Origin of the sequence: Segetibacter aerophilus (genome assembly GCF_007991655.1) — a bacterium.
Classification (GTDB): Bacteria; Bacteroidota; Bacteroidia; order Chitinophagales; family Chitinophagaceae; genus Segetibacter; species Segetibacter aerophilus.
Genome location: NZ_BJYT01000032.1, coordinates 1 through 12748, shown reverse-complemented (window position 1 = coordinate 12748; position 12748 = coordinate 1). Strand labels below are relative to the sequence as shown.

Here is a 12748-nt window from a genome sequence, read left to right as displayed (position 1 = left end):
TTTCTTTCAGGTTATTTAGAAATAATAATTCGCTCCAAATTGGTGCTGTTATTAAATGTGTTATTCAAAATATTCCTTCGTATTTACATAAAGTATTAAAAATTCCGTTGTTTCACTTTTAAGGTTTTTTTCGCTCGTGAAACGTGCTTTTAATACTAAACGAGGTTCTTTTTTCGAGGCTCTGAAGGGAGGCAGCAAATTAAGTTTATCACACAATATTGAGGTGGATATTTGAGGAAGTTGAGAAACGTCTTTTTGAATAAATAAAATGGGAGGGAGAATATTTTGTATTGAGGAAAAGGGTAAATTGAGCCACAACGTTGTTAATAAAAGGGGAACCGCCTAAGGGGATGAAGTAATAGTCGTAATAAAGTGTTTCTTAAGATCTCGGCTTCGTTTTTCTGGCTATATCCTTGGGCACATTACGTTCATCCGCAAACCTTTTTGTATCTATCCTTACAATTGTCGTTGTATCCTTACCTGTCCTGTACCGTGATTGAAAAAAAAAGCATAATCTAGCATTCTGATAAATGTACTGTTTTTCTTTAACTAGTGTTACCATGCGTTGTATTGTTACTGTTGCTTTCATTTTTCTTCTTGCTTCCTGTACACAGTCTGACCCTTTGCTTAAAAAAATCTCTTCATCCCATAGCAATATTCATTTTGATAATGAAATTACAGAAAGCGACTCTATCAACTCGATTGATATGGAGTTTTTATACAATGGCGGTGGTGTTGCGGTAGGTGATTTTAATAAAGATGGATTGCCCGATTTGTACTTTACAGCCAGCCAAGTGAGCAATAAAATGTACCTAAATAAAGGAAAATTTGTCTTCGAAGACGTGACTGAAAAAGCTGCAGTTACCGGAGAAGGTAGGTGGAGCAATGCGGCATCAGTAGTAGATATCAATAATGATGAGTGGCCGGATCTATACGTTTGTGAAACCATCAAAAAAGATCCGAACCAAAGAGCCAATCTTTTATACATAAACCAGGGACTCGATAAAGACGGGGTGCCGCACTTTAAGGAGATGGCTAAAGAGTACAATCTTGCAGATACCGGGTTATCTGTTCATGCCGCTTTTTTTGATTATGATCGCGACGGAGATCTTGATGTATATGTTGTTAACACAACACTTGCCAAAAGAAACAGCACTCGCTTTGATGGCAGCACCGATGAGAACAAACAGGCTTTGTCAGATAAACTATACCGGAACGAAGGCAGCGATTCGTTAGGTCACCCGTGGTTCGAAGATGTATCGAAAGAAGCGGGTATACATGATGAGGGGTATGGATTAGGAATTGGGATAGCAGACGTCAACAAAGATGGCTGGAAAGATATTTATGTGACCAACGATTTTTATGGCAGCGACCTGCTTTATATAAATAATCAAAATGGCACTTTTAGTAACAGAGCAAAAGAAAGCTTTAAGCATACTTCTCAAAATGCGATGGGAAATGATATAGCAGACATTAACAATGATGGACTTGCTGATATTATTGCTGTTGATATGAACCCTGAGGATAACTACAGGAAGAAGAAAAACATGAATGGCCTCAATTATTTCGTTCATGAGTCGATAAAAAACCAGGGGCTTGTGCAACAATATGTTCGTAATACTCTCCAGTTGAATAATGGTTTCCATACTGCTGATAGCAGTAATCAACTAATCCCATCGTTTAGTGATATTTCTTTTTATGCTGGCGTAGCGGAAACAGACTGGAGCTGGAATCCTTCGCTCGTGGATTTGGACAACGACGGGTATCGAGATCTAATTATTACCAATGGTTATCCAAGGGATGTAACGGATCATGATTTTGCAGCTTATAGGGCACAAGCATATCAAATAGCTTCAAAGAAAGATCTGCTTGCCCAGGTCCCGCAAATTAAAATTCCCAATTATGCTTTTCGTAATAATGGCCAGCTAAAGTTCGATAACGTGACGCAGGAATGGGGCTTAGAAGAACCTTCTTTTTCGGATGGTGCCGTATATGTTGATCTTGATCTCGACGGCGACCAGGACTATGTAATTAATAACATCAATGGCGAAGCCTTTCTGTATAATAATCAGTCTGAAAAATTTAGCAAGAATAATTTTCTTACAATTCGTTTTGATGGAAGCTCTTCCAATACAAAAGGTATTGGAGCCATTGCCGAAATTTATTATGCTGGCGGTAAGATGCAAACAATGGAAAACTCTCCCTACCGCGGTTATCTTTCAACAGTAGAAGATAATGTTCATTTTGGTATGGGTACTGCCAGTAAGGTTGACTCAATAATTATTAAGTGGCCCGATGGCAAACAACAGGTGTTGCAAAATATAAAGACCAACCAAACCATTACCGTTACTTATAAAGATGCAAAAGAAGTGTTACCTGCAGAGGAATTCAGTTTTAGCAATGCTTTATTTGCAAACAGCACAAAAGATATCGGGATTGATTTTAGGCATACAGAATTTGATTTCATTGATTTCAACTACCAAAAATTATTACCCCATAAGTTCTCTCAATATGGTCCATCAATAGCGGTTGGAGATGTCGATAATAATGGACTAGAGGATTTGTTTATTGGTGCTTCTGCAAGCAGCACAGCTTCATTATTTCTACAACAGCAAGGAAAAAAGTTTATTCAAAAAACATTAGAAAATTATACCGGTAAAGATGTAAGGCGTCCTGAAATGATGGGAGTACTTTTATTTGATGCAGATGGCGATAATGATCTCGATTTATACACCTGCAGTGGAAGTAATGAATTTGCCCCAAATACTAAGAACTACCAGGACCAGTTTTACATTAATACAGGCAAAGGAAATTTTATACATGATACTACGGCCATTCCTAAAAATCTTACCAGCAAAAGTTGTGTAAAAGCCATTGACTTTGACAACGATGGCGACCTTGATCTGTTCGTTGGCGGACGGGTAAAACCTGAACGTTACCCTGAGCCTGTTAGCAGTTACATTTATAGGAATGACACAAAAGACGGCAAAATTCTATTTACAGATGTAACAAAAGATGTTGCTCCTTTCCTTAAAAACGTAGGATTGGTCTGTGACATTGTCTGGACAGATTTTGATAACGACGGTTGGCAGGATTTGATCGTGACTGGTGAATGGATGCCACTCACTTTTCTAAAAAATAACAAGGGCAGCTTTACCAATATTACTGCGACTTCTGGTCTGCAAAATAAAACAGGCTGGTGGACAAGTATAACAGCCGGCGATTTTGATAATGATGGTGACATGGATTATATCGCGGGCAACCTAGGCTTAAACTCATTCTTCAAAGCATCAAATAAAGAACCGGTAAGTATATACGCCGCCGACTTTGATGGCGATCAGTCTTATGATGCAATTCCTGCGCTTTACATAAAAGACAAAAATGGTGACAGAAAAGAATATCCGGCTAACGTAAGAGACGATATGGTGAAGCAAATGATAGGCACAAGGAGAAAATTTCTAAACTATAAAAGCTATGCGGAAGCTGACATCAATACAATCCTTACTAAAGAGGAACTGCAAAAGGCCCTGGTATTAAAAGCCAACTATTTCTCTTCGTGTTATATACAAAACAATGGAAATGGAAAGTTTGAACTAAAGCCGTTGCCGGTACAAGCACAACTAGCGCCGATCAACGGTATGGTAGCAGAAGATATAAATGGAGATGGCTCGCTTGACGTTGTTCTTAATGGAAATGATTATGGCAATGAGGTAACCAATGGCCAGTATGATGCGATGAATGGTCTTGTGTTGCTTGGCAATGGAAAGGGAGATTTTTACGCTCTGAGCTTTCAAGAAAGCGGGTACTATGTGCCGGGAGACGCAAAAGGTCTTGCAAGGCTTTTAGTTGGAAACGAATACAGTCTTGCCGCCACTCAAAACAGGGATAAACTTCAACTGTTCACATTGAAGCGAAAGAGCGATGTAATCAGGTTCAACAATGATGATGTATCCGCAATAATTGAATTAAAGAATGGAAGAAAAAGAAAACTGGAAATCGCTTACGGCACTTCATTCCTCTCGCAGTCTTCAAGATGTATGATAGCAGACAACTCTATTCAGAGTATAGAAGTAACCAATCGAAAAAGAGAAAAAAGAGTAATTAAGCTATAATTTAAAATACGCCTGCAACAACAGTTCCTGCATAAAGGACATCAGCTGGTTGGGTGACGAGCGAAGGCGAAGTCATTCAAAAACATGCGAAGCAGTTTTTGAAACAAGCAGGTGGAGTCCCGTTGCAAGAACGAAGCCCAGCGGCTTGAGCGCAAATTGCCCCACATAAACGCCTTAAAACAAATTCACCGAACCGAAAAATTCATACTAAAAAGATCAAAAGATGATAAAAAAACTACTGGCTGAGCAAATAGAATTTAAGTTGGAAGTATCGATGCTTTTTCTATGCTTTCTATCGACAGCCATAATTACAGATGCCCAAACCATCTACCCCACCACTAAAGGTCTAACTGCCTCACAGGACTATGAAGTGACTGTGAATGGAAAGAAGGTATTTGTGTATGTTTCTCCTGTACCTGCTGCCTATTGCTCCTTCGACATGAGCGGTCCTGTTGATATCACCATTAAGGCGAACAGAGATATTAAATGGGTAGATGTAAGACCAAAAATTGCGGGCATTCAACCTGTTTTTAAAGACAGCACTATAAAGCTTCACCTCTCTAAACCTGTTCAATTAAGCATCGAATTAAACGGAAGTATAAGATCACCATTATTCATTTTCGCAAATCCATCAGAAGTAAATAAGCCAAATAAAAATGATCAAAATGTAATCTATTTCGAAGGGGGCAAAATTCATTATCCAGGCATCATCAATGTCAAGAGCAATCAAACGGTCTACATCGAAGGCGGGGCTGTAGTCGTCGGCGTTATTAAAGCAAAAGCAGCCAGCAATATTAAGGTACTAGGTCGCGGCGTCCTCGATGGTACTTATAACATCAGGCTAAATGACTCAGTAATTAAAGCATCTGCAAATGATACCTCGTTGCTGCGCAATATGAAAGGTAGTTACAACCGCTTTGTTGAATTTACCGATTGTGATAATGTTACTCTCGAGGGCATTACACTGCACAACAGTACTACATGGCAGGTAGTACCGATTCATACGAACAACATCCATATCAACAACATAAAAATTGTAAGTGACCAGGCGAGCGATGACGGCATTGATGTGGTACGATCAACAAAGGTTTTAATTGAAAACAGTTTTATACGAACGAAAGATGATTGTGTAGTTATTAAGGCCCATATGAATTACCCAAAGTCAGAACCAGTAGATGGTGTGCTTGTTCAAAACTGCACCTTCTGGAATGCCTTGTGGGGTAACGGTCTTGAGATAGGCTTTGAACTAAATGCAGCAGAAATAAAGAACATTGTTTTTAAAAACTGCGACATTATTCATATAGAAGCCGGAGCCGCGTTCAGTATACACAACGCCGGAACAGGCCATGTAAAAAATGTAACTTTTGAAAACATACGCATTGAAGATGCAAGGCAAAAGCTCTTTGATTTTGCCATCTTCCGGTCCCAGTATTCAGAAGATGGAACCAGGGATGAGGCAGAACGAAGACGACTGTATCTAAACGGCGCGTGGGACGGCGTTCTGAAAGTTCCTGCAGCAGACAAAGCCGCTCATGCAAAGTTTCGGGGGAACATTAGCGGTGTAGTTTTGAAAAATATAAGTGTAACCGACGGGCTCTTTCCCTACTCTGTTTTTTATGGATATGATAGCGAGCACAACGTAAAGAATGTTACGATCGATAACCTTGTAATCCATGGCAAAAAGATTACCAAGCTTTCAGATGCGAGGTTGTACATGGAGCAGGCAGAAAATATTTCCGTTAAATAAAAAAAAGGGTTTAAAAAGTTCGATCTCACATAAGTCTTTTTGTTACAAGCGACAAAACTTTATCCAACATTGTTGTGTCACTCACTTGTACTTTTGATGCCTCTATTCAGCTTGCAGTCGTTGCTGATAAAAGAACAAATTGTTGAAGAGTGCGACGCAAGAATGTAGCTATGAAACACTAGTGTTGATAACCAAAAAAAAGATATTGCTGAGAGGCACTAAAGTAATCTGAAAAAAATATTGACTAAATAATTCTAACTCAACTATATGAAGTTCACTAAATATTTATCTTGCCTTATCGCTTTTATCATGACAGTAACGTGTACCATGAATGCTGTTTCTCAAACTATAATACCTCTTTATAAAGACAGCATCCCAAACTCTAAGCCTACAGCCGACGAAGAAAAATCGGAGATAAGCAAAGACAGCATTTTAATAGTTAGTAAGGTAAGCCGTCCAACGTTAAGCATCTATCTTCCGCCTAAAGAAAAAAGAACTGGAGCAGCAGTCATCATCTGTCCCGGCGGCGGTTATTGGATTTTGGCTGCGGGACACGAAGGTGCAGATGTAGCCAGGCGATTTAACGAAATGGGTGTCGCAGCTTTCGTCTTGAAATACCGGATACCTAATGACAAGACAATGGTAAATAAAGAGATTGGGCCGTTGCAAGATGCACAAAGAGCGATACAGGTTGTAAGAGAAAATGCCAAAGCATGGGGGATCAACAAAAATACTGTTGGCATTATGGGTTTTTCTGCCGGTGGCCACCTGGCTTCAACCGCTGGAACACACTTTCAACGCAGTTACATAGCTAATCCTAAAAAGACTAATCTTCGCCCTGATTTTATGGTTTTAGCCTATCCTGTTATCAGCTTTACTGATAGCATTGGTCATACGGGTTCTGCAGACCAGTTGCTAGGTAAAAAAGCTTCAGCAGAAAAAATAAAAGAATACTCAAACGAACTACAAGTAACCACCCAAACACCGCCCACATTTTTGGTGCATGCGAAAGACGATGGAGTGAAAGTTGAAAACTCATTAAGCTTTGCTGCCGCCCTGAAAAAACACAACGTGCCAGCCGAATTATACCTGTATGAAAAAGGTGGCCACGGTTATGGCATGTATAACAAAACGAGTTCAGTAAGATGGATGGACCTGGTTGAAGAATGGATGAAAAAGATGAAGTTTATTAAAAAGCAATAAAAGCTTTTGTAAACTTCACTTCAACAATATGCCTTATTTCAGTACCACGTCTCCTGTCGCCGAGTCAAGATAAATGGTTGATTCAGGTTCCATGTTTAAGCTAACTTTCTTTCCGTTTCTTAGAAGAATGTTTTTTGATCCGCCAGTCTTTGTATGGATCATTAACAGCCCGCTGCCCTCATGAAACACATCGTTTCCATCTCCATAGATATGTGCGCCCCCTTGTTTGAAAATCTCTCTGAATGCCTCAGGTTGTTTAAACATATACGATGCATACCAAACTGTGTGATTCTTGTTAACTTTCTTTGCGACCATCACTTCTTTAGTGCTGTCATTGATTGCTAAAGGAATGACCTTTTTATCAGTGATTTGTAATAACGGTTGAATTAAGTCCTTGTTCTCTTCTTTCTGCTTGATTGGATAAGAGTTGTTTTGAGAAACAATTGAAAGCCTGCCCCCAATATGTGCTTTAGCTACTTCCATGCCTGTAACCTCTCTTACAAAATTTACATGATTAATCGAGCCATTAGTGTATCCCGGCATATAATTCCAAACAATGTGGCGGCCGTCTTTAGCGACTTTTTCTTTAATGAATTTCTTTTCTGCATCCGAAAGAGCAAACGTGTTGCTGAATACTACGACTTTATATTTCTTTAAATCAACTTTTTGCAGGTCGGTTATAAAGATCTGGTCAAACAAAGCGCCTGCTTTATAAGCGTCTGCTGATTGTTGGTCTGTAATATTATACGAGGAAATGGGTGTGGTACTGTTCTTAATGTGATAAAAGGTCTGGTTGCTATAAACAAACAATACATCTGCATCTCTTTTATAAATAGTAGCATCGTGGTACTTGTTCAATACATCAAAGGCCTTTTTTATTTCTTTCAATAACAACGTGTCGTCCCACCAGCCACTACTGCGGTACGGACCGAAGTCGTAAAACCAGTAACCTGCACCACGTGTTATTGCCTGCGCCAGGTTTCTTCGAATAATAGGAATGTCCTGCTCCCTTGTCGTTTTCAAATTCTGTCCGAAAGGTCCCCCTTTATAGCTTGACTGATCCATTTCGTCGAGCCACAGTTTATTGTGCAATAATGCTGATTCTATTAACCCTCTTGATTGCCCTGAACCCCCCATTCCTCTTGCGCCACCCCAGTAAGATTGTGGTGCGCTGATGTAGTCTATATAAGCAGAATTGAGAATCATCTGCTCAAACAAATGCCCGCCGCTCGCCTGCCTGCCAAACGTCATAAAGAAGTAATTATAAAAAACTCCCACGATCAGTGGCCTTGGCCAAGATTCTTTTGCAATCTTCGTAAAATGAAGAATGTCGTCAGCAACTACATACTGCTGGCATTCGTAATAATCCATTACCCTGCGTTCTTTTTGAGGGTCTTTAAAAATGCCGTCAAGTGTTGTATCCCTTTCTGCTTTACCCGGCACTGTAGCTGTTTCAAAAGTATAGCTGCTGGAATTCCACGCTGTTTGTAAAGCCTTATCGGTTTTGTATTTATTACGAAGCCAGTCTTTGAAGTAGCTCGTCATAGCTACCCCTGTATCCGCATCATGAAAAGGGAAACCCCAATAATGCCATTCGCCATAGACACCGCAGCTTACATGCAAACCAATAACAGAGCCGCCTTCAGGTGTTGTGGCAAGGCTTTTACAAAATTCAGAAAGCTTTTCCGAAGCTTCTTTTTTCCATTTTTGCGAAGCGAGGCTTGCTCTTAATGGCCTGTCTACATCTCCGTTTTCATTATCGTTTGGTGGTCCGTATGTCCTTTGGTCTACAGGACCATCAGCATACTTTGTACACTCATCCAAATTTTCTTCGTTCCACCAATAAGGTGCATTTACGTGTATGCGCATTACTACTGCAGCATCCGGACAAACATCCAACACACCTTTTACCTGGCGCCGTGCCTTATCTATATCTAACTTAGGCTGCCCTTTATACCAGATGTCTTCAAAATAAAGGTCTACCTGGTATAACTTAAAACCCAACTGACAAAAATTCTTCAGGTTCCTCGAGGGATTTTCTTCCCACGACCAGCGTGCACCATAAGCATGTGTCAAACTATAAAATTGCGGAGCCACAGGCTTGTCATTAACGAAGATGGTGGGTCTGTTGTTATGCATCTGGACCTTTCCTTCCAACGGGTACTTTATTTGAGCAGTTAATATATTAATTGAAACAAGTAAAAAAAAGGCGGTTGTAAATATTTTCATCAATATCTTTTTGTTACCGATCTATGTATTTCTATCAACATCGTTGCGTCGCACTCTTGTGCTTGTGTACTTAAATAAGCACCAGCGTGCCGGTATTTAAAAACCTCAGCAATGCCATTGAGTAAAGCCTGAAGGGCTTTGATATGAATAGCCGGCGGTGAAACCGGTGGATAAATAAAATCAAGCAAATACAACCCGGAAAGGGTTGTATTTCGGCTGCAATTGCCACCGCATTTGTTCAACCCCTTTTGGGGTAGATTGCGTTATTCTTTTTTCCACGCGTTGCACCCGTGGCTATTGGAATTTTACCCCCTTCGGGGTAAAACATATGTTAACCAACTGATGGGACTGCTTTAGGGATTGCCAGCTACACCTTCGGCAATGACCATGGCTTTCTATACTTCGGCATAATCAAAGCATTTGCCGCATCATTCTTACCAAAATTTCTATCGTTTTCATTCCAAACTAGTCTTGAATTTGTTCTCAATGCAATATTGGCCATATGTGCGTAGGCAGCTACCAATCTTCCGTTCTCAATGGTACAATTTGGATCTTTTCTTGATTTTACACACTCCAAAAAATTCTTCATATGCTCTGCTTGCGAATCAGCTCCGGTTTGTTTTGGCATTGCAGGCACCTTCGTCGTTTTCTTGGCATTGTCATATTCGGGGAAAAGCTCCCAGCTACTTCTGTCAAGCACTAGTGTAGCATCGTTGCCTACAAACGCCAGACCGTATGTGCGGCCATATGGTCCTTGCTGAAGTCCTGCAGAATGCTCCCAGTTAATGGTATAATCTTTCATCTGGTAACTAACGCTCATCGTGTCAAATGTTTCATGGGCATTGTTTGGAAAAGAAAAATTACCGCCGGCTGCGGTTACAGGTGGGGGTGTATAGGCAACGTCTTTTACCCACAATGCCATGTCAAGCAAGTGAACTCCCCAGTCTGTCATCAATCCACCACCGTAGTCCCAGAACATGCGCCAGCTTCCATGAAAGCGGGCTTTATTGAAAGTACGTTGAGGAGCAGGGCCTAACCATGTTTCAAAGTCTACGCCTGCAGGAACAGCTTCATCGGGCACGGCTGGTTGTCCCGTGCCGTAATTAAAATTAGCCCAAATGTTTACTTTTCTTATCTGGCCAATTTTTCCGGATTTCATAAAATCCATTGCGCCGTTAAAATGGCTACCAGTGTGTTGCTGTTGCCCAACCTGTACCACCCGGTTGTATTTTCTCGCAGCCTTTACCATCACATCACACTCGCCAATGCTGTTAGCCAACGGCTTCTCGACATAGATATCTTTCCCTGCCTGGCAAGCATAAATAAAAGGAAGGCAATGCCAATGGTCGGGTGTACCAATGATCACAGCATCTATATCTTTATTATCAATCAGCTTTCTAAAATCTTTGTATTGAATGGGAACTTTCCCTTGCAATTTGGTAACTTCTGCAGTACGGTCATTGAGAATAGTATCATCAATATCGCATATCCCTACGCATTCAACATTCGGTTGCTTTAGTGCGTTTTTCAAATCTCCAAATCCCATGTTCTTTGCCCCGATAAGACCTACTGTTATTTTTTCGTTTGGGCTCAAATTATTCCTTCTAACAGACGCAAACATGCTTGCAGGTGCAAGGGTTGAAAGCCCGGTTGCAGCAATGATCTTTGACGTATCATTAATAAATTTTCGTCGTGTAAAAGACATGCAATTCGTTTTTAGATAATTGAAAGAATGATTAAACCAGGGATATCAGTTACAAATTTTCTCATCGCCTTATAAGTTCATTGTGGTGGTTTCCTTTGGTCTCTTCGTGTTGCTCCTTTACGTTCAAATGTACACGAGTGCGACGCAACGGCTGATGACACAAAAAAACAAAAGCCCGGCTCAACAGCATAAGAGTTAAGACATTTTCATCAGCTATTAATAACACATCAATGACGGTTCACAATAAATAAATAAAGAGATAAAAAAAGAAGCATCTGTCATCGTGTATCCTTATCATCCTTTAACCTAAATAATTTACTTTTCAGCAAAATCTTAAAGTAACGATAATGAAAAATGTGCTGCTTGCTTTACTGCTTTTTATGTCCTCGTTAGTCACTTATAGTCAAACCTCTGGTAACATTACTAAAGTGAGAATTGTAAAGAATAAAAACACTTTTCAATTGCTGGTAAATAACAAGCCCTATTTTATAAAAGGTGCTGTTGGAAATGACTACCTGGAAAAGCTGAAACAATATGGCGGCAACTCAATTCGTACTAACAGTAAACCAGAAATATTAGATAAAGCCCATTCACTTGGACTTACGGCGCTGGTAAATTTACCCGTCAGAGCGGAGCGTGATGGAATGAATTACGATGACACTGCTGCAGTAAGAATACAGCATGAAAAAGTGATGGACATTGTTCGAAAAACAAAAAACCATCCGGTTGTTATCATGTGGGCTCTTGGAAACGAACTTGACTTTATACAAGCGAACGTCAAAGAACATTACAACATAAAAGTCTGGGATGCAGTAAATGCACTGGCAAAAGAAATACACAGCATTGATCCTCATCATCCTGTAATGACAGTTGTGGGTTCTATCGATTCTGGAAAAATAAGTGATCTCATTAACAGGGCTCCTGCTCTTGACCTTCTTGGCATAAATGAATACGGAGATTTAGGAAAGATCCCTTCCTGGTTGCGAAAGTTTGGCTGGAAAAAGCCGTACGCAGTAACCGAATGGGGACCAACAGGATTTTGGCAGGTACCAAAAACTGCATGGAAAGTGCCAATCGAAGAAACCAGCAGCATGAAGGCGGCAAGATATAAAGAACGCTATGAGCAAACGATTAGTGGTGACAAAGAAATGTGCCTGGGGTCGTACGTCTTCCTCTGGCGTCAGCACCAGGAACGTACCCACACCTGGTTTGGAATGTTTGACGCAAACGGGCTTGAAACAGAAGCGGTAGACGTTATGCACTACGAGTGGACGGGCAAATGGCCACAGAATCGCACTCCCCGCTTAGACTCTTTAAAGATTGGTCAGTCTACAGCTTATAACAACGTTTATCTACAACCAGCACAAAGTTATACCGCACAGGTTTGGGTAAAAGACCCCGACAACGATAACATACAATACAATTGGGAAGTCTTACCGGAAGGCACCACTTTTCCCTACGGTGGAAATGAGGAGAAAAAACCAGCAGCGGTTCCCGGTTTAATAGCTGAAGTGAACAAACCTCAAATCAGTTTCAAAAGCCCGGACAAAGAAGGGTCTTATCGGTTGTTTGTATATGGTTATGATGGGAAGGGGCATTGGGCAACGGCGAATGTGCCGTTTTATGTAAGACCGTAGTACGACCGCCATCTTCTATGATTGATTGAATAAGTCACGACTCTTGCCTTCAATAAATCGGCTTCAATCGCATCTGTAAGCTCAAGCCGCATGGCTTCGTACTTGCAACGGGACG

At 40.6% G+C, this 12748-nt stretch carries 6 protein-coding genes; 4 read left to right on the top strand and 2 right to left on the bottom strand.

Annotated elements, in window-relative coordinates; all coding sequences use genetic code 11:
* Positions 1–560 precede the first annotated feature (560 nt).
* From SAE01_RS22190 to SAE01_RS22180, 3 genes are all read left to right on the top strand, one after another.
* The gene (locus SAE01_RS22190) at positions 561–4112 is read left to right on the top strand and encodes a VCBS repeat-containing protein (RefSeq protein ID WP_147206028.1); all 3552 of its coding nucleotides are present in this window, start codon (positions 561–563) and stop codon (positions 4110–4112) included.
* Positions 4113–4335: 223 nt separating this feature from the next.
* Entirely contained in the window at positions 4336–5859 is a 1524-nt protein-coding gene (locus tag SAE01_RS22185; RefSeq protein WP_147206027.1) for a glycosyl hydrolase family 28 protein, read from the top strand.
* A 267-nt stretch (positions 5860–6126) separates the two neighbouring features.
* Positions 6127–7062 carry an alpha/beta hydrolase gene (locus SAE01_RS22180; protein WP_147206026.1) on the top strand — a complete coding sequence of 312 codons (936 nt, stop codon included), beginning with the start codon at positions 6127–6129 and terminating at the stop codon, positions 7060–7062.
* 33 nt (positions 7063–7095) lie between these two features.
* Here the strand turns inward: SAE01_RS22180 and SAE01_RS22175 are convergent, their stop codons facing one another.
* Complete coding sequence (locus tag SAE01_RS22175) at positions 7096–9291, bottom strand: hypothetical protein (RefSeq protein WP_147206025.1); 2196 nt, start codon at positions 9289–9291, stop codon at positions 7096–7098.
* A gap of 367 nt (positions 9292–9658) precedes the next feature.
* Positions 9659–10996: a Gfo/Idh/MocA family protein gene (locus SAE01_RS22170; RefSeq protein ID WP_147206024.1), complete on the bottom strand. Its 1338-nt coding sequence runs from the start codon at positions 10994–10996 to the stop codon at positions 9659–9661.
* 347 nt (positions 10997–11343) lie between these two features.
* Between SAE01_RS22170 and SAE01_RS22165 the strand changes: the two genes are divergently transcribed.
* A complete protein-coding gene (locus SAE01_RS22165; RefSeq protein ID WP_147206023.1) occupies positions 11344–12633 on the top strand; it encodes a glycoside hydrolase family 2 TIM barrel-domain containing protein in 1290 nt (429 codons plus the stop codon).
* The last annotated feature ends 115 nt before the right edge of the window (positions 12634–12748 follow it).

What these genes read in the sequence shown, in the direction of transcription:
- SAE01_RS22175 (WP_147206025.1), bottom strand. Translation starts at nt 9,291, where the DNA reads ATGAAAATATTTACAACCGCCTTTTTTTTACTTGTTTCAATTAATATA.
- SAE01_RS22170 (WP_147206024.1), bottom strand. Translation starts at nt 10,996, where the DNA reads ATGTCTTTTACACGACGAAAATTTATTAATGATACGTCAAAGATCATT.
- SAE01_RS22180 (WP_147206026.1), top strand. Translation starts at nt 6,127, where the DNA reads ATGAAGTTCACTAAATATTTATCTTGCCTTATCGCTTTTATCATGACA.
- SAE01_RS22165 (WP_147206023.1), top strand. Translation starts at nt 11,344, where the DNA reads ATGAAAAATGTGCTGCTTGCTTTACTGCTTTTTATGTCCTCGTTAGTC.
- SAE01_RS22190 (WP_147206028.1), top strand. Translation starts at nt 561, where the DNA reads ATGCGTTGTATTGTTACTGTTGCTTTCATTTTTCTTCTTGCTTCCTGT.
- SAE01_RS22185 (WP_147206027.1), top strand. Translation starts at nt 4,336, where the DNA reads ATGATAAAAAAACTACTGGCTGAGCAAATAGAATTTAAGTTGGAAGTA.